Source organism: Plantactinospora sp. DSM 117369 (assembly GCF_053764795.1).
This window is the reverse complement of record NZ_CM132446.1, coordinates 43,576-64,912: the sequence shown is the minus strand read 5'-3', so window position 1 is coordinate 64,912 and position 21,337 is coordinate 43,576. Positions and strand designations below refer to the sequence as shown.

The following is a 21,337-nucleotide window of genomic DNA, read 5'->3' as shown; positions in this document are numbered from 1 at the left end:
CAACCTGGACCGCGCGGCGCTTACGCACCGCGTCCGACCTTGCGGTCCGCCGGACCGCAAGGGGAGGTTGAAAAAGGTTCATTGGTGGTCCAGCCCGAGCACAAGGCAGGCTGAGCAGATGAGGAACGGAGTCACGATCGGGCAGGCAGCGGCATTTGCCGGCGTTACCGTGAAGACGGTGCGGCACTACCACAAGCTCGGCCTGGTCGAGGAGCCCGAACGCGACAGCTCCGGTTACCGACGGTACGGATCGGCCGACTTGTTGCGGCTGGTGCAGGTCCGCACGCTGGCCGCCACCGGGGTGCCGCTGGCCGAGATCGGGCCCCTGCTCGCCGCCGACGCCGCGCAGTTCGCCGCCGCACTCGCCGACGTCGAGCGGCAGCTCACCGAACGGATCAAGGAGTTGATCAGCCGGCGCGACACACTGCACCGGCTCGCCGACGGCAACCGGGCGCTGCTGCCCGAGCGCGCTGTGGCACTGCTGGAGCGGATGCCCGCCCTCGGCTTCAGCACGGACGAAGTGGCGGCCGCCCGGGAGGGCTTGGTGCTCGCCAGGGCCCTGGTTCCCGAAGGTTTCGACGACTACCTCACCCATGTCGAGCACGCCCTGCAAGACCCCCGGTTCGTCGCCTTGAGCAAGCGCGCCGCCGAATCCGCGGCCTGGGAACCGGACGACCCCCGCATCGCCGAACTCGCCACCGCCATGGCCGACCACTACCTCGCCAACCCCGCACAGCTGAAAATCGTGACCGGCCTGCAAGCCCGCACCGAGACCGCGACCCGGTACAACCTGATCGCCCACCACGGCGAGGAACAGGCACCGGGCGCGGCCCGGCTGGCCGCGCTCGTCGAAACCAAGCTCCGTGCCGCCGGCGTCCATATCCCCAGACCGGACTCCCACTGACCGCGGCGTGCTCCGGTCCTTCGCGAGAGGCGGCTCAGTTACTCCTTGGCCGGGCGAACGGGTTCGCCCGCGGAGACGAGACCTCCAGGGCCCGGCCGGCCGGGATAGGCTCCTGACCGTCAGAAACGGTTGATCGAGGAGGCGGGATGGGCCGGTACGCCGCGCTCCTGCGGGGCGTCAACCTCGGCTCGCACAACCGGATCGGCATGGCCGACCTGCGCCGGATCGTCACCGACCTCGGCCACGACGACGTGAAGACCTACCTGCAGAGTGGCAACGTGGTCTTCGGAGCCGGAGACGGCGCCGATCCGGAACGGCTGGCCGGCGACATCCGGCGAGCCCTCGCCGACCAGTTGACCATCGACGTGGCGGTCATGGTCCGCTCCGGCCCGGAGTTGGCGGAGCTGACCGCCGGCAACCCGTACGCGCCCGCCCAGCCGGACGAGGTCAAGCTGCTGGTGGCGTTCCTGGCGCAGCCGCCGGAGGCCGACCGGGTGGCCGAGCTGTCCGTGCCGGGCGCCGAGGCCGCCGGGTTCGCCTTCGCCGGTACCGGCCGTGACCTCTACCTGCACTACCCGGACGGGTACGGCCGCAGCAGGTTCAGCAACGCCTACCTGGAGAAGCGGCTCGGCGTCGCCTCGACCACCCGGAACTGGAAGACCGTCAAGGCCCTGGCCGAGCTGACCGCGACCGACTGAGTTGAGTCGGGTGAGGTTGCCGCGACCCGGCAGGTCGGCAGTGCCCGGAGTTGACCGGCCGGCCGAACGAGCCGTGAGCCGGCCGGCCGGAGCACTCCGGGTTACAGCCCCAGGTCGCGGGCGATGATCATGCGCTGCACCTCGGAGGTGCCCTCGCCGATCTCCAGGATCTTCGAGTCCCGCCAGAACCGGGCAACGGCGAACTCGTTCATGAAGCCGTACCCGCCGTGGATCTGGGTCGCCTCCCGGGCGTTGTCCACCGCGCACTCGCTGGCGTGCAGCTTGGCGATCGCCGCGTGCCGCTTGAAGTCCTCGCCGGCCAGCATCCGGGCCGCCGCGTCGTAGTACGCCAGCCGGGAGGTGTGCGCCCGCCGCTCCATGTCAGCGATCTTGAACTGGATGGCCTGGAAGTTGGCGATCGGCCGACCGAAGGCGTGCCGCTCCTTGGCGTACCGGATGGACTCGTCGACGCAGCCCTGGGCGAGGCCGACCGCCAGCGCGGCGATCGCGATCCGCCCCTCGTCGAGGATCCGCAGGAACTGGGCGAAGCCCCGGCCGCGCTGGCCGAGCAGGTTCTCCGCCGGCACCCGGCAGTCGTCGAAGGTCAGCTCGTGGGTGTCCGAGGCGCACCAGCCCACCTTGGAATAGCCCGGCGCGACGGTGAAGCCCGGCGTACCGGAGGGCACGATGATGGTGGAGAGCTCCTTGGAGCCGTCCGGGTTGGTGCCGGTGACAGCGGTGACCGTGACCAGGGTGGTGATCTCGGTACCCGAGTTCGTGATGAACGCCTTCGAGCCGTTGATCACCCACTCGTCGCCGTCCAGAACCGCCCGGGTCGCCGTGCCGCCCGCGTCGGAGCCGAAGCCTGGCTCGGTCAGCCCGAACCCGGCCAGCGCCTCGCCGGTGACCAGCTTCGGCAGCCAGCGGGCGCGCTGCTCGTCGGTGCCGAACCGGTAGATCGGCATCGCGCCGAGCGAGACCGCCGCCTCCAGCGTGATCGCCACGCTGGAGTCGACCCGGGCGAGTTCCTCCAGGACGAGGCAGAGCGCGAAGTAGTCGCCGCCCATCCCGCCGTGCTCCTCCGGGAACGGCAGGCCGAACAGCCCCATCTTGCCCATCTGCGCGACGATCTCGTACGGGAAGGTGTGCCGCTCGTAGTGGTCGGCGATGGCCGGCGCGACGACCTCGCGGGCGAAGGACCGCACACTCGATCGCAGCGCCTCGTACTCCTCGCTGAGCCGGAAGTCCATGGGTTCCTCCATCGGGTCGGGTCCGCCGGGAACGCTCGTGGCGCGACGGGCGGGGCTGCGGGTGGCGAGCCGGGCGTTCCGATCTCCGCAGCGGTCGGAGCGCCGGGCCGGTTCCTAGACGGGCGTGACGCCGTGCCGGCGCCGGGAGAAGGTGCGGTCCTTACCTCGGGCGGCGGCGAACCGCCGGACCAGCTCGGTTCGCAGGTCGGCCGGTTCGACGATCGCGTCCACGACCAGCTCGCTGGCCAGCCGGACGATGTCGATGTCCTGCTCGTAGGCGGTACGCCGCTCGGCGACGAAGGCCGCCCGCTCGTCCGGGTCCTCGATCGCGGCGATCTTGTTGGCGTAGACCGCGTTCACCGCCGCCTCGGCACCCATCACCGCGATCTTCGCGGTGGGCAGCGCGATTGTCGCGTCCGGCTCGAAGCCGGGGCCGGCCATGGCGTAGAGCCCGGCACCGTACGCCTTGCGGACCACCACGCAGATCTTCGGTACGGTCGCCTCGCTGATCGCCGTGATCATCTTGGCGCCGTGTCGGATGATGCCCTGCTTCTCCACCGCCGTGCCGACCATGAACCCGGGCACGTCGGAGAGGAAGAGCAGCGGCACGTTGAAGGCGTCGCAGAGCTGCACGAACCGGGTCGCCTTGTCGGCCGAGTCGACGAAGAGCACCCCGCCCTTGAACATCGAGTTGTTCGCCACCACGCCGACGGCCTGGCCGTCGAGCCGGCCGAAGCCGATCGTCAGCTCCTTGGCCCAGAGCGCCTGGATCTCCAGGAAGGAGTCGGCGTCGAGCAGGCCCTTGACGTACCGGCGCATGTCGAACGCCTGCCGCTCGCTCGCCGGTACCAGCGCGGCCAGGTCGACCTTGTCCGGGGCGGCGACGGCGGGCGCGGCCGGCGGCGACTGCGTCCAGTTCGCCGGCAGGTAGGAGAGGTAGCGGCGGACCACGTCGAGCGCGTCCGCCTCGGTCTTGCAGAGGAAGTGCCCGACACCGGATTCGGCGCAGTGCACCCGGGCCCCGCCCATCTCCTCCAGCGTGGTCTTCTCCCCGGTGACCATCTCGACCATCCGGTCGGAGCCGAGATACATGCTGGCGTTGCCGTCCACCATCGCCACCACGTCGCAGAACGCCGGGATGTACGCCCCGCCGGCCGCGCTCGGCCCGAACAGCGCGCAGACCTGCGGAATCGAGCCGGAGGCGCGGACCTGGTTCCAGAAGATCTTTCCGGCGCCGCGCCGGCCGGGGAAGAGGTCCACCTGGTCGGTGATCCGGGCACCGGCCGAGTCGACCAGATAGACCATCGGCTGGCCGTTGGCGTACGCCCGCTCGATGATCCGGATGATCTTCTCGACCGTACGGGCACCCCAGCTCCCTGCCTTGACCGTGGAGTCGTTGGCCATCAGGCAGACGGGCCGGCCGTCGATGCTGGCCTGGCCGGTGACCACGCCGTCGGCGGGTAGCCCGTCGGCGAGCGCGTTCGCGTAGAGCCCGTCCTCGACGAACGATCCCTCGTCGACCAGCAGCGCGATCCGTTCCCGGGCGAAGAGCTTGCCCTTGGCCGCGTTGGCGGCGTGGTATTTCTCCGCACCGCCGGCCCGGACCCGCTTGCCGAGTTGTTCCAGCGCCGCATCGTCGAGCGTCACGCCGACCCCCCTCGTCGCACCGGGACTCGCGGTCCCACCCCAACCGACCTGAACGATCGTTAGGCTACTGCATCCGAGCCGCTCCGGGCCACTCGACCGCTGTCATAACGAACGACCACGTATCTGGACAGGATGGTGTAATTGACATTTGTCTATACTAGGCTGCTGGCACCCCCTCCCATCGACCACCGGATCGGAGAGTGAGCCATGACCTCACGCATCAGCCGGCTACTGGTCGCGTTCGTCGCAACGACGGGTGCCACCCTCGGCATCACGCTGGCCAACCCCTCGCCCGCGTCCGCCGCCATGACCATCTGCTACAACACCAGCCAGGCGCCGAGCTACGTCAGCATCGCGAACCAGGCCGCCTCGATCTGGAACAACGCCACGTCGAACCTGACCCTCTCGGCCAACTGCGGCTCCAACCTGCGGATCTATCAGATCACCGGCGGTGGCTCGTACGCGGTGCGGACCAGCCTCGGCAACGGCCGGGTCTACATCGACACCCAGCAGGCGCAGCAGTACAGCCCGCTGCGGATCATGAGCCATGAGATCGGGCACATCCTCGGGCTGCCGGACAACTACAACGGCAACTGCGCGCTGCTGATGTCGGGTGGCAGTGCCGGCACGAGCTGCACCAACCCGTACCCGAGCAGTGCGGAGGCCAGCCGGGTCACCCAGCTCTTCGCCGGTACCCGGGTCGGGCCGGAGCGCGCCGACGACGTCGGCGGCCAGGTCTTCCCGGACAGTTGGCCGGCGACGATGCTCGCCCCGATCGGCTGACCCGCCGGCCGAGAAGCGGACGTACCACGAAGGGGCCGGCGAACCGCCGGCCCCTTCCGGCGGGCCGGGTCAGTCGAAGGTGACCGACTGCCCGGGCGGGATCCGGGCGTACTCCGTCTCGGCCTTCTGCGCGAACCAGCGGTCCACGATCGGCGCCCCGCGCTCGCTGACCACCGCGTCGTGGATCGAGTACGCCCGCCGGGGCTTGACCGCCCGGACGAAGTCGAGCGACTCGGCGACCTTCAACCATGGCGCGCTGGTCGGCACCAGCAGCGTCGCCACCGGCAGGTCCGGTACGAAGAACGCGTCGCCGGGGTGGTAGAGCCCGCCACCTGTCGTCCCGACGTCGACCACGAAGCCGAGGTTCGGAATTCCCGGCAGCCCCTGGTAGATCTCGGCGTGGTCCCGACCGACCGCCCGCACCCGGAACCCGCCCGCGTCGAACTCGTCGCCGGAGGCGACCGGCACCACCGCCGGACCGAGATCGGCCAGTTGCCCGGCCACGTCGGCGTGGGTGTAGATCCGCAACGCCGGGTTGGTGGCCACCGCCGCACTGATCCGCTCGGTGTCCAGATGGTCCGGGTGCTCATGCGTGACCAGCACGTGGTCGACGGAGTCCAGCGCCTCGGCCTCGGTCCACATGCCCGGATCGATCACCAGCGACCGCCCGTCCGCCTCCAGGCGTACGCAGGCGTGGGTGTACTTGATCAACCGCATTTGCCGAGCTTATCCCGGTTTGTCGGTGCTTACGGCCGTTACGCCGCCAGTCTGCTGCGCGGGCCGGCCCGGAGCACCCCGGACGGCAGCTCCCGGCCGACGAGCTGCTCGGCGTAGGCCGCCGCCTCCAGCAGGGCGTCCAGGTCGACACCGGTCTCGATGCCCATGTCGTGCAGCATGTGCACCACCTCCTCGGTGGCCACGTTCCCGCTCGCCCCCGGGGCGTACGGGCAGCCGCCGAGCCCGCCGACGCTGGCGTCGTACTCGGTGACGCCGAGTTCGAGCGCGGTCAGCAGGTTCGCCAGCGCCGTACCCCGGGTGTTGTGGAAGTGCAGCAGCACCGGGATGTCGGGCTGCCGGTTCCGGACCGCGGTGACGAGTTCCCGGACCCGGCGCGGGGTCGCCATCCCGGTGGTGTCGCCAAAGGCCACCCGGTCCGCCCCGTCGGCCACCACCCGGTCGACGATGCCGGCCACCCGGGCCGGGTCGACGTCCCCCTCGTACGGGCAGCCGAAGCTGGTCGCCACGATCACCTCGGCGGTCGCCCCCGCCTCGTGCAACAGCGAGATCAGCCCGGCGATGTCGTCCAGCGACTCGGCGGTGGAACGGTTGACATTGCGCCGGTTGTGGGTGTCGCTGGCCGAGACCACCACCTCGATCTCGGTGAACCCGGCGGCCAGGGCCCGCTGGGCGCCCTTCGAGTTCGGCACCAGCGCCGAATAGCGCACCTGCGGTGTCCTCGTCGCCCGCGCCCACACCTCGTCGGCGTCGGCCATCTGCGGGATCGCCTTCGGGTGCACGAAGGAGACCGCCTCGATCCGGCGTACGCCGGTGGTGCCGAGCAGGTCCAGCAGGCGTACCTTGCCGTCGGTCGGGACCGGGTCCTCGTTCTGCAGGCCGTCGCGCGGTCCGACCTCCCGGATCGAGACCGCGCCCGGCAGGTCGTTCGTCATGCCGCCACCTCGTTCCGCCCGCCCACGTTTTCCGCTCCCATCCGGCCGGTCACTTCTTCGCCCGCATCCGGCCGACGATGCCGGTGTCGTAGTCACCGCCGAGAAACTCGGCGTTGTCGAACAGCTCGGCGAAGAACGGCAGGTTGCACTTCGGCCCGGCGATCTCGAAGCCGGCCACCGCCGTACGGGCCCGGTCGATCGCCTCGGCCCGGTCGGCGCCGTACACGATCAGTTTCGCCATCAGCGAGTCGTAGAACGGGGTGACGGTGGTGCCGAGGGCGTATCCGGAGTCGACCCGGACCCCCTCGCCGGTCGGCTCCGTCCACGCGGTCACCGCACCCGGGCCAGGCAGGAACCGCAACGGGTCCTCGGCGTTGACCCGCAGCTCGATGGCGTGCCCGCGCGGGGCGAGCGCGTCCGGGTCGAAGTTCGGGGCCAGCCCGGCGGCCACCCGGAGTTGCTCTTCGACCAGGTCGACGCCGTAGACCAGCTCGGTCACCGGGTGCTCCACCTGGAGCCGGGTGTTCATCTCCAGGAAGAAGAACTCGTCGGAGTCGGGGCCGGCACCCGGCAGGTCCCGGTGGCGCGGGACCAGCAGGCACTCCACGGTGCCGGCGTTGCGGTAGCCGACCGCCTCGCCGGCCCGGACCGCCGCCGCCAGCAGCCGCTCCCGCAGCTCTGCGGAGACGGCCGGCGAGGGCGACTCCTCGACCACCTTCTGGTTGCGCCGCTGCACCGAGCACTCCCGCTCGCCGAGCGCCACCACCCGGCCGTCGGCCAGGCCGAGGATCTGCACCTCGACGTGCCGCACCCGGGGGAAGTACCGCTCGATCAGCACCGAGCCGTCCCCGAACATCCGCTCGGCGAACGCGCGGACCTTGTCGTACTCGGTGCGCAGGCTGGCCTCGTCGGCGGCGACCGCCATGCCCATCCCACCGCCCCCGGCGGCGGCCTTGACCATGACCGGGAAGCCGATCTCCCCGGCGGCGGCGAGCGCGGCCTCGACCGTGCCGGCCGGGTCGGTGGTGCCGGGTGCCACCGGGACGCCCGCGGCGGCCATCAGGTTACGAGCATTGATCTTGTCGCCCATCGCGGTGATCGCGTCGGCGCCGGGCCCGACCCAGACCAGGCCGTTCGCCTCGACGGTACGGGCGAAGTCCGCATTCTCCGACAGGAAGCCGTACCCCGGGTGGATCGCCTGCGCACCGGTCGACTTGGCGGCGGCGAGGATGACCTCGGCGTTCCGGTAGCTCTGCGCCGGGTTGGGCGGGCCGACGCAGACCGCCTCGTCGGCCTCGCGGACGAACGGCAGGTCGGCATCTGCCTCGGAGTAGACCGCGACAGTCCGTACGCCGAGTCGCCGGGCGGTCCGCATGATCCGGCGGGCAATCTCGCCACGGTTCGCGACGAGCAGGGACTCGATCATGATCGTGTTCTACCTCTCCGTACTCGAAGCGGCCGCACCTCGTTGTACGGCCGTCCGCGGCCCGGCTCAGTGAACCTCTTCCAACCTCCCCTTGCGGTCTGGCGGACCGCAAGTCGGACGCGGTGCCCGAACGCCACGCGGTTCAGGTCGAAAGGTTCAGTCGTCCGGGTCGGCGAGCAGCGCAGCCAGGGTAGCGGCTCGGAGCAGCGCGGCCCGGCGCTGGCGGTCCACCTCGCCGCCGAGGAAGGGCGTGGAGTTCATCAGACCGAACGCGGCATGGGCGAGCACCCGCGCCTCGCCCGCCGACAGTTTCGGGTGCAGCGCGGTCAGCACCCCCACCCACTCCTCGACGTAGAGCCGCTGGAGCCGCCGGATCTGCCGACGGGGCTCCTCCGGCAGCCGGTCCAGCTCGTGCAGGTGCAGCGCGATGACCGCCGGGTTGGCCAGGGCGAACTCGACATGGAAGTCGATCAGGGATTCGAGGGCCGCCCGGGAGTTCTCCGGATGCTCCGCGACCCGCTGCCGACCGCCGGCCAGCAGCCCGTCACTCACCGGCATCAGCGCGGCGACGAGCATCGCCTCCTTGCCGGCGAAGTGGTGGTAAAGCGCCGGACCGGTCACCCCGGCGGCCGACCCGATGTCGTCCATCGAGACCCCGTGATAGCCGCGGGCCGCGAAGAGGCCGACCGCGATCTCCAGAATCTCCTCGCGCCGGGACCGCCGTCGCCGCACGCCGCTGGCGGGCGCGCCGGCCTCCGTCGCCATCACCTGCTCCTCCACCGTCACCCGACCAGCCTAGTCAGCTGTCAATCGCCGGCTCCCTGCCGAGTGTCGGCCGCCACTGGGCGGACGGGTCCGTCCGATCCGCGCCCGGACCGGTGCCCCATCCGGCGGGCGGGATCGGGCCGGCTACTCGTCGTCGGGGTCGAGGTCGTAGCTGGCGCGCAGGGCGTCGGCCTCCGCCGTACGGCCGAGCGCGGCGAGCGCGACGGCGAGTAGCCAGGCCGTCCGGCGTACCGGCTCGGAGTGCTCGGGCAGGCTGTTCAGGGTGCTCCGGAGCAGCGGTTCGGCCTCGGCCGGCCGGTCCAGCCGGAGCAACACCTCCCCGGTCAGCAGGTCCACCAGGAGCGCCTCGCCGAAGGCCTGGATCGACCGCAGCGTGTCGGCGGCGCCGTCCAACCGGGCCAGCGCCTCGTCCGGCCGGTCCGCGCCGAGCAGCGCCCGGGCCGCGACATCGGCCAGCATCGCCCGCTCCCAGTGCACCGCCGGCTCGACCTCGGCGTCGCCGGAATCCGGCGTACCAGATCCGGACCCCGCCGGTGGTGCCGAGTCTGCGGACCCGCCCGGCAGGGCCGCCGCCACCCGATCGGCCACCTCCAGCGCGGCCAGCGCCGCCGCCGGGTCACCGGCCCAGTGCTGGGCGGCCACCTCCCGACGCCGGACCCGCAACTCGTCGAGGGGCAGCCCGGCGAGCTGGAACGCGGTCGCGGCGGCACCGAACCGCTGCGCGGCGAGATTGTCCCGGTCCTGGGCGTAGAGCAGCTCGCCAGCCTCCTCCAGCACCCCGGCCCGGGCGGGCAGGTTGTCCGGGCCGTCGAGGTTGTCGGCGAGTTCGTCCAGCAGGGCCAGAGCGGGGCCGTCCTCGCCGAGCGACCGGTAGACGGTGGCGAGCAGGTGCCGGCACTGGTCCGCGTCGGCCTGCCGGCCGAGCCGGTCCAGCTCGCCGACCGCCTCCTCCGCCGCCTCGGCCGCCTCCACCGCCCGGTCGGCCCGCCGGTAGGCGTCGGCCAGCTCCCAGCGCAGGTAGGCGGCGCCGTCCACGATGCCGCGCTCGACGCAGAGCGCGACCGCCTCCACCAGGTCGTCGACCGCCTCACCCGGGCGGCCGGCGGCGACCAGCGCCCGGGCCCGCCCGGTCCGGGCCGGCAGCGCCAGCTTGCCGGTGGCGAGCCGCACCGCCTCGTCGTACGCCGAGACCGCCTGCTCCGGGTCGTCGAGCGAGTTGGCGTAGCCGAGGCTGGCGACCGCCCGGTGATCGGGCAGGCCGAGTTCGTCGTAGAGGTCCCGGGCCCGCAGCGCCGCCTCGCCGACCTCGGCGCCCCGGTCCAGCAACTCCAGGACCCGGACCCTGGTCAGCGCGATCCGTGCCACCAGATAGCGGTCTCCGGCACCGGCCGCCTCGGTCGACGCCCGGTCCACCGCCGCCAGCGCCTCGGCACCCCGACCCCGCTCGGCAAACGCGATCGCCAACCGGTCCTGCGCGGCGGCCCGATGCCAGGCGTCACCGTGCACCATCAGGTAGTCGGCGGACTCCTGGACCAGCGGCACCCCCTCGTCCGGCTCACCGGACATCACCAGCAGTACGCCCAGCCGGCCGGCCACCACCTGGGCGCGGAGCGGATCCGGCACCTGCCGGTGCAGCGCCAGCGCCTCCCGGTTCGCCGCCACCGCTCCGGCCACGTCGCCGGCCACCTGCCGCTCGACCGCCCGGAACTCGGCCCGGCGGGCGGCGACCGACTGCCCCCGCGCCTGCCCGGCGAACCGTTCGTCGAAGACCGCCAGTACCGCGAAGAGGTCGCCGTCGCGCTCGGTACGCCAGGCCGCCTCGGCCAGGTCGAGCAACTGCTCCGGGCTAGCGTCCGGCGGTACGTCGGGCCGGGCGGGTGGCCGGGCCGACCCTGCGGAGGCTCCACCCGGCTCGGCGGCCGGAACGGACCCGGCCGTGCCGGTCGACGCTCCACTGTCCTCGCCGGTCAACGCGCTGCTGCCCTCGTCGGTCGAGGTGCTGCCGCCGGACCGGCTGGCCCGGGCGGGGGCGGCGGTGGGGGACGTACTGGCGGGGGCCGGGCGGCGGCGGGCGGTCGGCGACAGCGGCAGGTACCCGCCCACCGGTTGCCGGCCGAGCAGCTCGGCGACGATCGCCGACTGCGCCCCGGTGCCGTTCCGGGCGTCGAACCGGGCGGCCAGGTCCCGGGCCGTCCCGGCCAGCTCGGTGGCGAGCACCGTCACCGGCACCTCGGCCGCCGGGCGCTCCAGGTGGCCACGGCGCTGCACCGGCAGTTCCCCGTGGCCGTCGGCGGCCAGCCGGTGCAGCAGCAGTGCCCCGCTGGCGGCGAAGGCCATCGCGTCGGCCGGCGAGGGCGCCTCGTCCAACCAGCCCAGGTGCCGTTCCAGCAACTCCAGCCCGCGCGCCTCGTTGCCGGTCAGCGCGCAGAAGGTCAGGTGCTCACCGACCAGCGACATGTTCGCGATGTTCGTCCGGTGCCGGCGGTACGCCCGCAGGTGTGCGTCCCGCGCCTGCTCCCGCCGGCCGGTGTGCAGGTACGGCAGCATCAGCGCGGTGAGTACGCACTGCGGCTGCTCGACACAGCCCAGCCGGCCCGCGAGCACCGGCTCGGCCATTGCCACCGCCTCCTCGTGCCGGCCGAGCGAGGCGAGGTATTCGATCTGGTCCGTCGGGTCGCAGCCGGCGCAGTCGGAGAGGTCGTCCCGGGGCGCGGTGGTCCACCGGCGGTACCACTCGGCGGCCTCCTCCGCCGCGCCGACGTGCACCGCCACCTGGTGCCGGTATTTGTAGACCATCTGGAGGCTGTGGCCGCCGTCGCGGTAGCGGCGCTCCATGTCGTCGAGTACCGCCATGGTGCGGTCCAGCGGCACCTCGGGAAATTCGAGCAGGCCGCTGACCATGTGCTTGAAGTACCAGAGCAGGGTGTGCAGGTGCCGCTGGTGATAGGGCCTCGGGTTGCGGTCGAACTCGGCCAGGCACCAGGAGAAGGTGACGAACGACCGGGCCGGCTCGCCACCGTAGTAGTAGGCGGCGGTGGCGAGCATCCGGGCCGCGAACGCGAGTTGCTCGTCACCGGTGGCGTCCACCTGCCGGAGGAGCTGCTCGGCGGCGGCGACCTGACCGCTGCCGTACGGCATCTCGCCGACCCGGTCGATCGTCCGCCAGAGGTCGTCGGTGTCCCGGTCCATCATCACTCCTGTCCTGGTACGGCCCGACCGAGCAGGCCGAGGAACGAGCTGTTCAGCAGGGCGGCGTCGGCGGGGCGGATCGGGTGGTAGCCGAGCAGCAGCGCCTGGCCGTACAGGGCTTCGACGGCGAGCCCGACCAGCGCCGGCTCGCCGAGCGCGCTGACCCGGCGGACCAGCGGGTTGCGGTGGTTGAGCACCAACTGCGGGCGCTCGGCCGGGCCGGAGGCGGCGAGCGCGTCGAGTACCCCGGCCCAGGTCTCGTCGGCCCGCTCCCGGGTCGACCGGAGTTGCTCCTCGAAGGCCGCCGACCGGCTCACCAGATAGAGCGCCGGCAGCGACGCCGGGGCGTACGAGCGGAGCACCACCTCGACACCGAGCCGGTCCAGGGCACGCTGCGCGGCGACGACGAACGGCCGCAGCGCCAGCTCCGCCGCCGGGTCAAGGGCGTCGAACCGGGTGGTCAGATCGTTCGGCTCCAGCCGCTCGACCAGCACCGACCGGTCCACCGTCGGCAACCGCTCGATGATCTCGGTGTCGTACGTGTAACCGGCGTTGACCACCGCCAGGTCCTGCGCCGCCGCCACCCCGGCGAGCTGGCGGAACTCGTCGATGCTGGCCGCGTACCGGATCAGGCCGTGTCGCTCGCGGAACTCGGCCAGGGTGGTCTGCCCGGTGTTGGTCTCCATCGGCCACCAGCGCTCGACCAGCCGGAGCATCTCGTCGTCGTGCAGCGCCAGCGCCTTCACCCCCAGGTGGTGCACCTGGAGGAACTCGGCGAGCCGGCGCGGCGCACCACCGGCCAGCCGGACCAGCCAGCCCCGGAGCTGGTCGCCGAGCGCCTCCCGCGTCGCCTCCAGCAGGCTGTCCTCGTAGAGGGCCTCGCGGCTGGCGGTCGGGCGCAGCTCGGTGGAGTCGACCACGCAGCGGGCGAAGAACGCCCAGTCCGGCAGCAGTCCCTCGGCGCCCTCGGTGAGCAGCATCCGCTTCAGATAGACCCGATGACCGGCCCGGCCCGCCGGGTTGACTGGGGTGGGCAGCACGAAGGCCGCGCCGGTCAGCCCCGCCTCCGGCACCGAGAGCGGTACGACGTCGAACGGGGTGAAGCCGAGCACCTCGCGGGCGTACCCGACGAGGTTGTCCCGGCGGGCGGACGGCGAGGTGCCGGCGGAGACCGACCACGGCGGCGGCCCGGTGGTGGTCTCGACGTCGCCGACCAGCACCCGGATCGGCAGCAGCGAGCCGAACAGCCGGGCCAACTCGGTCACGGTCGGCCGGGTCAACCACTGCTCGGCGTCGCGGCGCGGGACCAGCGTGACGGTGCTGCCCGGCTCGGCGCGCTGTGCGTCGGCGGCAGCCGGCTCGACCCGGTAGCGGCCGTCGGCGTAACCGGTCCAGAGCACGGTCGGCTCGTCGCCGTGCCGGGTGCGGACCCGGACCTCGTCGGCGACCAGGAAGCAGGAGAGTAGGCCGATGCCGAACTGGCCGAGGAACTCGTGGCGGGCGAAGCCCAGCTCGTCCCGCTTGGAGCTGCGACCGATGGTGGCGAGCAACTCGTGCACCTGCGACTCGGTCAGGCCGATGCCGGTGTCGTGCACCCGCAGCGTGCCGTCGCCGGTCAGCTCCGGCGGCTCGATCCGGACCACGGCCGGGGCGCCGGGGTCGGTGGCCCGCCGGGCGGTGATCGCGTCCACCGCGTTCTGCAACAGCTCCCGGACGTAGACCCGGGGACTGCCGTAGAGGTGATGGCTGAGCAGGTCGACCACGCCACGGAGGTCGACCTGGAAGGTGCGGTCCACGATCGCTTCACTCACTCCTGTCCGGTGACGGCGCTCACGGTACCGGCCCGGGGCGACCCGCCGCGTCCGGCTTTTCCGCCGACTTTCCCCGCAGACGGCGGGCGGCCGGCTTGACCCTCGACCCGATCGAGACCGCAGGCTCGGCCCGGTCCGGGACCGGTACGGCGAGTCGAGGAGAGGCGGTCACCGATGTCCGACACGACAGCGGCGAGGGCGGCGGGATCCGTCGGCCGTCTTCGGGCTGGTGGCTTCCGGACACTGTGGACGGCATCGGTGGTGTCCCGGCTCGGCGACGCGCTGCGCACCCCGGCTATCGCGCTGCTCGCCGCGTCGGTGACCCGGGATCCACGGGCGATCGCGGCCGTGGTGGCCGCCGGGCAACTCCCGCCACTGCTGTTCGGCCTGCTCGGCGGCGTCTACGCCGACCGCTGGGACCGGCGCCGAACCATGGCCACGGTGGATGGGCTGCGTGCCGTCCTGGTCGCCGGCTTCGCGCTGCTGGTCGTCACCGGCGAGGTCGGAACCGTCGCGCTCGTCGGCTGCGCCTTCCTGCTCGCCACCCTCGGCGTACTCTTCGACGCCGCCGCGTTCGCCGTACTCCCCGGGATCGTGCCCGTCGAACGGCTGGCGGTGGCGAACGGTCGCCTCCAGGCCGGTACCGCCGTCGCCGGTGGATTCGTCGGCGCACCGCTGGCCGGGGTGCTCTTCGCGCTCTCGGCGGCCCTGCCCTTCGCCGTCGACGCGCTGACGTTCGCGGTCGCCGCCCTGCTGGCGCTGACCCTGCGACCGACCCAGTTCCACCCGTCCACCACGCCCCCCGTCACTGCCACCACGCCCCCCGCCACTGCCACCGCGACCCGCGCCACTGCCGCAGCGTCACGCGCCCGACCCACCGGTCCAGATGCCGCCTGGCGGGCGGCCGGTGCCGGGCTGCGCTGGATCTGGCAGGACCGCACACTGCGCCGGATCACCGGTCTGACCGTGGTCACCAACCTGGCCACCAGCGGCCTGATCGCGATCATCGTGCTCTACGCGCTGGAGGTGCTGGCGGTGCCCGCCGCCGGCTACGGACTGTTCATGGCGGCAGCGGTGCTGGGCGCGCTGGCCGGTGGACTCTGCGCGGGGCAGGTCGCCACCCGGCTCGGCACCCTGCCCGGGCTGCGTTGGGTGCTGGTCGCCGAGACGCTGGCGGTCGCCACGCTGGCGGTCGCCCGAAACCCGGTGCCAGGCGCCGTCGCACTCGCCGTCTGCTCGGCTGGCACCGCGATCTGGAACGCGCTCTGGTCGGCGTACGGGCAGCGGAACGTCCCCGCCGAACTGCTCGGCCGGGTCGGCAGCGCCCAGCGTACGGTCGCACTGCTTGCCGCCCCGGTGGGCGCGACCTTGGCCGGAGTGCTCGGCGCCACCGCCGGCCTGCCCCCGGTGCTGTACGCCGCCACCGCCATCTTCGCCCTGCTCACGATGGCTTCCTGGCACTCCCTCCGACCCCGCGAACGGACCATCGTCAGCGCGTAGCGTTCGGCTCGCTATAGCCGGCCGAACGCTACGTCCTGACATGATGCATGGGTGCGGGCGTCGGTGGGAGCGGTGCGGGGTGTGGTGGCGGGGATCGTGCCCGGCGACGAGGTGGAGGCGGGCCACCGGTCGGAGACACTGCACTGGTTGCGGAGCACCGACGACGTGTTCCGGCGGGTGAAGCCGGCCACCCCGCCCCGGCACCTGGTGTCGTACGTGGTGCCGGTCGATCCGGCCGACGGTGCTGTGCTGCTGGTCGACCACGTCAACGCCGGGTTGTGGCTACCGCCGGGCGGGCACGTCGACCCGGACGAGCACCCCGCCGAGACGGCTCGCCGGGAGGCGTACGAGGAGTTGGGCGTACCGGTCGAGAGCGGCCTCGTCGGGGACGAGCCGGTGTTCGTCACCGTGACCCGTACCGTCGGGATCGACGCCGGACACACCGACGTGAGCCTGTGGTTCCTACTCAGGCTCGGCCGGGAACAACCGCTCACACTGGACAGTGGCGAGTTTCGGGAGGCCCGCTGGTGGTCGCCGGCAGAGGTACGTGACGCGGACCCGACCCGCTTCGACCCGCACTTCACCCGCTTCTGCGCAAAGCTCCAGCAGATGCGCTGCTGAGGCGGGTACGACGCTGGCAGTCAGCGCGCCCGGACCTGCCCGACGAACGAACGCCACGCGGATGCGCTGAAGAGCAGCGCAGGACCCGCCGGATCCTTGCTGTCCCGGACCCCGACCAACCCTGGCAGGTTGTCCGCGACCTCCACACAGTTGCCACTGTGCCCGTTGCTGCGGGTGCTCTTACGCCAAACCGCCCCGGTCAACTCCATCTCTCCGCCACTTCCAATATCAACTTGGTGGACTGGTGGTGCGGTAGCGCCTCGCTTCGAATGGACTCCCATGCCTTGACAATCCACGCTACTTCCGACGCGTCGTGCACCACCATGCCTTGGAGGTAGTTGTCGAGGAAAGCCAGATTCTCGTCGCCGGGCAGCGAGGCGACGACGAACGGACCGGTCAACCCGGCGTACGCGCCGACGCCGGTCGGCACGATCTGAAGCCGGAGCTGCGGCATCTCGCCCGCAACCCTCACCAGGTGCCGCAACTGCTCGTGCATCACCTCCGGCCCGCCAATCGGCCGGTGGAGCAGCCCTTCATCCAGCACGGCCGTCATCTGCGGGGGCTTTCCCCGGCTGAGGATGGCCTGCCGCTCCAACCGAGCGGCAACACGAGCATCCACCTCCTCGGCCGTCAACACGCCGGTACTCGCGAAGACGGCCCGGGCGTATTCCTCGGTCTGAAGCAAGGCGGGAATGACGGTGTTCTCGAACCAGCGGAACGAGTCGGCCTTGCGCTCGATCTCGATCCACTCGCGTAACCAGGATGGTTCGCCGTCGAGCTTGAGCTTGAGCACCATGCGCTCGAAGAGGCCGCCGGTCTTCAGCGCCTTGTCGGCGCCTCGGACGTACTCCCGGGTGAGCGCGCGAGTTCCGGTCTCGACGGCACTCACCTGGGAAGCCGAGAAGCTGGCGCCCCGCCCGAACCTGTCCTGAGTCATTCCGGCGCTCACCCTCGCCCGGCGGATCTCGTCGACAATGAACTCGATCATCGATTGCCGCGCCTCTGTCATAAATCCCTCCGCAAGTCAATGGATCCGCTCCACAGTTCGCCTCGGTTCGCCACTCGCACTGTCGACCATTCGTGCAGGTCATGACGGGTGCGACACACGCCTATCGAGGTTAGGGGGCGGCCGTCCAGAGTGGAAGTCAGCGGGACCGCTCGGGGTCGAAACAGGACGGGCGGAACCGAGCGGGGTCGTTCCATCCGGCACCGGAACGACCCCGCATCCAATTCCGTCACGAGAGCAGCAAAGAAGGGATGATCAATGCCCAGACGCCATCGCCAGCCCATTCGGCATTACCGTGCCTGGTACTTCCTCTGGACCTTCTGCTCCTGTGGTCGCCGCTGGCGCTGCCCGCGTACCGTCGGGTCGCCACCACCATCGGCCCGGGTCCGGCACACCAACGCCGGCCCGGCCTGGAGAACGACCCTCGGGGCCGGACACCATCACCGGACCGGCCGCACCCGGCAGGTCGAGTACCGATGACCGGGAAACCGCGATGTACGGCCCCCACGCGCGGTTCCGCCCGCACACACCCGCACGCCCGTCGTTCCGGTGCCGGACCTGCGGCGCGGGCTGGCCCTGCCAACCCGCCCGGCTCGGCCTGCTCCGCGCCTACCGCGACAACCGGATCGGGCTGCTGGTCTACCTCGCCGGCCAACTGCAACGCGCGCTACAGGACCTGCCCACTACCGACCCCCGTGAACTCGCCACCCGGATCGTCTACTGGCTGCCCCGCTCGCGCCCACGCTGACGACGAGCGGGACCACCAAGAACTGTCCGGGCGTGGCCGGACCGGTGACGGTGGAACCGGTGGTGGGTGTCACGGCTCTACCCGGCATGACGACGACGAGGCGTGACGTCTTGCGGTTGACCGGCGCGCTGCTGGCCGGTACCGCCGGGATCGGTGCGGTCGCGGCCAGCGCCGGCTGCCAGTTCCGGTCCGGCGACCGGGAGAACGAGGAGGCCGCCCGCCGCAAGCTGGCTCAGGGTGAGGCGCTCGTGGTGGAGCTGGCCGACGGCAAGCTGGCGGTGGTCGACGCGGCCACCGGGCGGATGCTGGTCCAGCCCGCTCCGGCGGTGGTCAGCGGCGACGGCCGCCGGCTGGTCCGGGTCGAGCGCCCGGACGGGGGTACCCGGGTAACCAGTCACCGGCTGCCGGACGGCGCGGCGGTCAGCGCGGGCACCCTGACCGGCGCGCTCGCGGTCCGCACCACCTCGGCCGATGGCGGCCTGGTGGCGCTCGCCGACGACGCCGGGCCGGGGCACTCGCCCTACCGGCCGGGGCCACGGGAGCGGACCACGATCGTGGTCGCCGACGGTGCCGGGCAGCGGCGCCGGCTGGAACTGCCCGGCAACCTCGAACCGGAGGCGTTCGACGCGTCCCGCCAGGCACTCTTCGTCCTCGACTACCTGCCGCCGACCGCACCGGACCGCTATCGGGTACGGGTCGTCGACATCGCGTCCGGGCGGGTGGAGCCGCTGCTGACCCGGGTCAAGGCGGTGGTGCCGGAGGGTGCCGAGGAGGAGATGCGCGGCGAGGGCCGGCAGGCGGTGTACGACTCGCAGCGCAACCGGCTCTTCACCCTCTACACGCACCAGCCGGACCATGTGCACACCCGGGACCGGATCGCTGCTGCCGGGAACCCGCACGGCGCCGGGGCGCGCGAGGACGCCCCGCATGTGCATGCCTTCGTGCACACCCTCGACCTGACCGAACGCTGGGCGTTCTGCGTCGACCTGCCGGCGCCGTTCGGCGAGCGTGCGGCGACCGGGCACACGATCGCGCTGAGCCGGGACGGCAGCCGGCTCTACGTGGCGGACACCGGTACCGGCGCGCTGGCCACGATCGACCCCGAAGGGTTGACCGTGATGGAGACCGTCCGGTTCGACGCGCTGGCCGGCACCGCCGGGTCGGGTAACGCCGCACCCGCTGCCGCCGCGAGCTTCGACGGTGCCGGGAGACTGCTGGTCGGGGCCGGCCGCGAGGTGGCCGGGATGGCGGCCACCACGGGCGGGGGCACGGCGCCGCGCTGGTCCACCCCGACCGAGGTACGCGGCCTCGCCGGCCCGCCCGACGGCTCCCGGCTCTACGTCGGCCAGCCGGACGCCGTACTCCGGGTCGACCCCGGCACCGGGGCAGTACGGCAACGTATCGACGTACCCGGGTTGGTGGCGCTGCGTCAGGTGGTCGTACCCGGCTGACCGCCGGCCGTACTCGCCTCGGGGCGACCGCCGGACGCGCTCCCGCGTTCGGCCGCACCGGTCTGGTCTTCGGCGTGGGATACCTGGTGGTGATCTGCGTCCACCTGCTGCTCTTCACCCAGGCGGGGATCGGCATCGCCCTGCTCTGGTTGGCGGTCTACAACGTCGCTTCCGCCCTGCTGGTCGTCCTCGGCGGGCTCGCCGACGGAGCGGCCCGGTACGAGCTGTGGCTGGCGGCCTTCGCCCTCCAGTCGGTCGTCCCCTACCTGGTACCCCGGCTCTCCTGGGTCAGCGTCATCGCCTCGTTCCACATCGCCGCACGGCACTTCGTGGAGCGGCACGGCCTGCTGCTGATCGTCGCGCTCGGCGAGTCGGTGGTGGCGATCGGGATCAGCGTGGACGTCGCACACCTCACCGCCGGCACCGTCGCCGTGACGGTCGCGGCGCTGGCCCTGCCCTTCGCGCTCTGGTGGACGTACTTCACCGAGACCGGGGCGACGGAGGCGGCGCTGGAGCGGGCCGAGCGCGGGCCCCGGGCCCGGTTGGCGCTCCGGATCGGCTTCACGCACATCCCGCTGCTGCTCGGCATCGTGGTCGCGGCCGCCGGGATCCACTCCGTGGTGGCGCACCCCGGCGAACCGGCGTCGGTGCACGCGGCCCTGGCCCTGGCCGGCGGGGTCGCCCTCTATCTGGCCGGGATCGCCGTGGCCCGGCAGTCCCTGCACGTGCCGCTCTGGTGGAGCCGCTGGGTGACCGCCGGCATCGTACTCGGCACCGTGCCGCTCGGCACCGTCGTGAGCGCCTGGCTGCAACTGGTCGCGGTGATCGCGGTGATCGTCGCGATGCTCGCCCTGACCGGACACCGGAACAGGGCGAGCACCGAAGGGGTTGGAGCGGGCTAGGACTGCGGGGTGAGCCCGCCTGGCTGGTCGCCCTTGACCACGGGTGCCCGGACCAGGTTGCCCCACTCGGTCCACGAGCCGTCGTAGTTGCGCACCCGGGGGTAGCCGAGCAGGTGCCGCAGCACGAACCAGGTGTGGCTGGACCGCTCGCCGATCCGGCAGTACGCGATCACGTCGTCGTCCGGCGACAGCCCGAGCTGGTCGGCGTAGATCGCCCGCAGCTCGTCGGGGCCCTTGAAGGTGCCGTCGTCGTTCGCCGCCGACTTCCACGGCTTGCTCAGCGCGCCCGGGATGTGGCCGCCGCGCAGCGCGCCCTCCTGCGGGTACTCCGGCATGTGGGTCAGCTCCCCGGTGTACTCCTTCGGGGAGCGGACGTCGACCAGCGGCCGGGCTGCCGCGATGTGCGCCAGCACCTGGTCCCGGTACGCCCGGATCGGCGCGTCGTCCCGCTGCGGCGTCGGATAGTCGGCCGGGGGCCGCGCGGTCTTCTCCCGGGTCAGCTCCCGCCCCTCGGCGACCCACTTCTGCCGGCCACCGTCGAGCAGCCGTACGTCGGGGTGTCCGAAGAGCGTGAAGACCCAGAGCGCGTACGCCGCCCACCAGTTGAAGTTGTCGCCGTAGAAGACGATCGTGTCGTCCCGGCCGATCCCCTTGGCCGCGCAGAGCCGGGCGAACGCCTCGGCGTCCAGGTAGTCCCGGGTCACCTGGTCGTTCAGCTCCAGGTGCCAGTCGACCTTGACCGCGCCGGGGATGTGGCCGGTCTCGTAGAGCAGCACGTCCTCGTCCGACTCGATCACCACCAGGCCCGGCTGGCCCAGATGTTCGGCCAGCCACTCGGTGGTGACCAGGCGCTGCGGGTCGGCGTAACCCTGAAGGCTCGGTGCGGGATCGCTCGGGATCGGCATGATCTCCACGGTACGCCGGGCGCCTGCTGGAGGAGGCCGG

Annotated in this window: 19 protein-coding genes; 8 read left to right on the top strand and 11 right to left on the bottom strand. The window is 72.1% G+C overall.

Annotation, left to right across the window (positions count from 1 at the left end; all coding sequences use genetic code 11):
* Nucleotides 1–118 precede the first annotated feature (118 nt).
* Complete coding sequence (locus ACSMXO_RS00280; protein ID WP_346261074.1) at nt 119–904, top strand: MerR family transcriptional regulator; 786 nt, start codon at nt 119–121, stop codon at nt 902–904.
* A gap of 146 nt (nt 905–1,050) precedes the next feature.
* Entirely contained in the window at nt 1,051–1,602 is a 552-nt protein-coding gene (locus ACSMXO_RS00275; protein WP_455416289.1) for a DUF1697 domain-containing protein, read from the top strand.
* 101 nt (nt 1,603–1,703) lie between these two features.
* Here ACSMXO_RS00275 and ACSMXO_RS00270 read toward each other — a convergent pair whose 3' ends face one another.
* Together ACSMXO_RS00270 and ACSMXO_RS00265 are read right to left on the bottom strand one after the other, a co-directional pair.
* On the bottom strand, nt 1,704–2,852 hold the full coding sequence (locus tag ACSMXO_RS00270; RefSeq protein WP_455416288.1) for an acyl-CoA dehydrogenase family protein: 1,149 nt from the start codon (nt 2,850–2,852) through the stop codon (nt 1,704–1,706).
* 114 nt (nt 2,853–2,966) lie between these two features.
* A complete protein-coding gene (locus tag ACSMXO_RS00265) occupies nt 2,967–4,499 on the bottom strand; it encodes an acyl-CoA carboxylase subunit beta (RefSeq protein ID WP_346261077.1) in 1,533 nt (510 codons plus the stop codon).
* A 207-nt stretch (nt 4,500–4,706) separates the two neighbouring features.
* On the opposite strand from ACSMXO_RS00265, the gene ACSMXO_RS00260 reads away from it, so the two are divergent.
* Complete coding sequence (locus ACSMXO_RS00260; RefSeq protein WP_346261078.1) at nt 4,707–5,282, top strand: snapalysin family zinc-dependent metalloprotease; 576 nt, start codon at nt 4,707–4,709, stop codon at nt 5,280–5,282.
* Between the two features lie 69 nt (nt 5,283–5,351).
* Here ACSMXO_RS00260 and ACSMXO_RS00255 read toward each other — a convergent pair whose 3' ends face one another.
* From ACSMXO_RS00255 to ACSMXO_RS00230, 6 genes are all read right to left on the bottom strand, one after another.
* Nucleotides 5,352–5,999, bottom strand: coding sequence for an MBL fold metallo-hydrolase (locus tag ACSMXO_RS00255; protein WP_346261079.1), 648 nt, complete (start codon nt 5,997–5,999; stop codon nt 5,352–5,354).
* A 38-nt stretch (nt 6,000–6,037) separates the two neighbouring features.
* On the bottom strand, nt 6,038–6,940 hold the full coding sequence (locus ACSMXO_RS00250) for a hydroxymethylglutaryl-CoA lyase (RefSeq protein WP_455419452.1): 903 nt from the start codon (nt 6,938–6,940) through the stop codon (nt 6,038–6,040).
* A 61-nt stretch (nt 6,941–7,001) separates the two neighbouring features.
* Nucleotides 7,002–8,378 carry an acetyl-CoA carboxylase biotin carboxylase subunit gene (locus ACSMXO_RS00245; protein WP_455416287.1) on the bottom strand — a complete coding sequence of 459 codons (1,377 nt, stop codon included), beginning with the start codon at nt 8,376–8,378 and terminating at the stop codon, nt 7,002–7,004.
* Between the two features lie 156 nt (nt 8,379–8,534).
* On the bottom strand, nt 8,535–9,143 hold the full coding sequence (locus tag ACSMXO_RS00240) for a TetR/AcrR family transcriptional regulator (RefSeq protein ID WP_346261114.1): 609 nt from the start codon (nt 9,141–9,143) through the stop codon (nt 8,535–8,537).
* A gap of 144 nt (nt 9,144–9,287) precedes the next feature.
* Nucleotides 9,288–12,356, bottom strand: coding sequence for a hypothetical protein (locus ACSMXO_RS00235; RefSeq protein ID WP_455416286.1), 3,069 nt, complete (start codon nt 12,354–12,356; stop codon nt 9,288–9,290).
* Nucleotides 12,356–14,149: an HSP90 family protein gene (locus tag ACSMXO_RS00230; RefSeq protein WP_455419451.1), complete on the bottom strand. Its 1,794-nt coding sequence runs from the start codon at nt 14,147–14,149 to the stop codon at nt 12,356–12,358. Before ACSMXO_RS00230 ends, ACSMXO_RS00235 begins: the two co-directional genes overlap by 1 nt.
* A gap of 189 nt (nt 14,150–14,338) precedes the next feature.
* Here ACSMXO_RS00230 and ACSMXO_RS00225 point away from each other — a divergent pair, with 189 nt between their 5' ends.
* On the top strand, nt 14,339–15,664 hold the full coding sequence (locus ACSMXO_RS00225) for an MFS transporter (RefSeq protein ID WP_455416285.1): 1,326 nt from the start codon (nt 14,339–14,341) through the stop codon (nt 15,662–15,664).
* A 51-nt stretch (nt 15,665–15,715) separates the two neighbouring features.
* Complete coding sequence (locus tag ACSMXO_RS00220; RefSeq protein ID WP_455416284.1) at nt 15,716–16,285, top strand: NUDIX hydrolase; 570 nt, start codon at nt 15,716–15,718, stop codon at nt 16,283–16,285.
* Nucleotides 16,286–16,305: 20 nt separating this feature from the next.
* On the opposite strand, the gene ACSMXO_RS00215 is transcribed toward ACSMXO_RS00220, so the two are convergent.
* Together ACSMXO_RS00215 and ACSMXO_RS00210 are read right to left on the bottom strand one after the other, a co-directional pair.
* Nucleotides 16,306–16,494, bottom strand: coding sequence for a DUF397 domain-containing protein (locus ACSMXO_RS00215; RefSeq protein ID WP_455416283.1), 189 nt, complete (start codon nt 16,492–16,494; stop codon nt 16,306–16,308).
* Complete coding sequence (locus ACSMXO_RS00210) at nt 16,485–17,294, bottom strand: helix-turn-helix domain-containing protein (protein ID WP_455416282.1); 810 nt, start codon at nt 17,292–17,294, stop codon at nt 16,485–16,487. The genes ACSMXO_RS00215 and ACSMXO_RS00210 overlap by 10 nt, the downstream gene beginning before the upstream one ends.
* Nucleotides 17,295–17,784: 490 nt before the next feature.
* Between ACSMXO_RS00210 and ACSMXO_RS00205 the strand changes: the two genes are divergently transcribed.
* The 3 genes from ACSMXO_RS00205 (at nt 17,785) to ACSMXO_RS00195 (ending at nt 20,392) form a co-directional block, all read left to right on the top strand.
* Entirely contained in the window at nt 17,785–18,039 is a 255-nt protein-coding gene (locus ACSMXO_RS00205; RefSeq protein ID WP_455416281.1) for a flavin reductase, read from the top strand.
* An 86-nt stretch (nt 18,040–18,125) separates the two neighbouring features.
* Complete coding sequence (locus ACSMXO_RS00200; protein WP_455416280.1) at nt 18,126–19,490, top strand: YncE family protein; 1,365 nt, start codon at nt 18,126–18,128, stop codon at nt 19,488–19,490.
* A complete protein-coding gene (locus tag ACSMXO_RS00195) occupies nt 19,487–20,392 on the top strand; it encodes a low temperature requirement protein A (RefSeq protein WP_455419450.1) in 906 nt (301 codons plus the stop codon). The genes ACSMXO_RS00200 and ACSMXO_RS00195 overlap by 4 nt, the downstream gene beginning before the upstream one ends.
* Here ACSMXO_RS00195 and ACSMXO_RS00190 read toward each other — a convergent pair.
* Nucleotides 20,389–21,297 (bottom strand): sulfurtransferase, encoded by a 909-nt coding sequence (locus ACSMXO_RS00190; RefSeq protein ID WP_455416279.1) that lies wholly within the window; start codon nt 21,295–21,297, stop codon nt 20,389–20,391. The genes ACSMXO_RS00195 and ACSMXO_RS00190 overlap by 4 nt on opposite strands.
* Between the last annotated feature and the right edge of the window lie 40 nt (nt 21,298–21,337).

Bases quoted from the DNA above. Each gene is read 5' to 3' on its own strand.
- ACSMXO_RS00280 (WP_346261074.1), top strand. From the start codon at position 119: ATGAGGAACGGAGTCACGATCGGGCAGGCAGCGGCATTTGCCGGCGTT.
- ACSMXO_RS00275 (WP_455416289.1), top strand. From the start codon at position 1,051: ATGGGCCGGTACGCCGCGCTCCTGCGGGGCGTCAACCTCGGCTCGCAC.
- ACSMXO_RS00270 (WP_455416288.1), bottom strand. From the start codon at position 2,852: ATGGACTTCCGGCTCAGCGAGGAGTACGAGGCGCTGCGATCGAGTGTG.
- ACSMXO_RS00260 (WP_346261078.1), top strand. From the start codon at position 4,707: ATGACCTCACGCATCAGCCGGCTACTGGTCGCGTTCGTCGCAACGACG.
- ACSMXO_RS00255 (WP_346261079.1), bottom strand. From the start codon at position 5,999: ATGCGGTTGATCAAGTACACCCACGCCTGCGTACGCCTGGAGGCGGAC.
- ACSMXO_RS00245 (WP_455416287.1), bottom strand. From the start codon at position 8,378: ATGATCGAGTCCCTGCTCGTCGCGAACCGTGGCGAGATTGCCCGCCGG.
- ACSMXO_RS00240 (WP_346261114.1), bottom strand. From the start codon at position 9,143: ATGGCGACGGAGGCCGGCGCGCCCGCCAGCGGCGTGCGGCGACGGCGG.
- ACSMXO_RS00235 (WP_455416286.1), bottom strand. From the start codon at position 12,356: ATGATGGACCGGGACACCGACGACCTCTGGCGGACGATCGACCGGGTC.
- ACSMXO_RS00225 (WP_455416285.1), top strand. From the start codon at position 14,339: ATGTCCGACACGACAGCGGCGAGGGCGGCGGGATCCGTCGGCCGTCTT.
- ACSMXO_RS00215 (WP_455416283.1), bottom strand. From the start codon at position 16,494: ATGGAGTTGACCGGGGCGGTTTGGCGTAAGAGCACCCGCAGCAACGGG.
- ACSMXO_RS00210 (WP_455416282.1), bottom strand. From the start codon at position 17,294: ATGACAGAGGCGCGGCAATCGATGATCGAGTTCATTGTCGACGAGATC.
- ACSMXO_RS00205 (WP_455416281.1), top strand. From the start codon at position 17,785: ATGTACGGCCCCCACGCGCGGTTCCGCCCGCACACACCCGCACGCCCG.
- ACSMXO_RS00200 (WP_455416280.1), top strand. From the start codon at position 18,126: ATGACGACGACGAGGCGTGACGTCTTGCGGTTGACCGGCGCGCTGCTG.
- ACSMXO_RS00190 (WP_455416279.1), bottom strand. From the start codon at position 21,297: ATGCCGATCCCGAGCGATCCCGCACCGAGCCTTCAGGGTTACGCCGAC.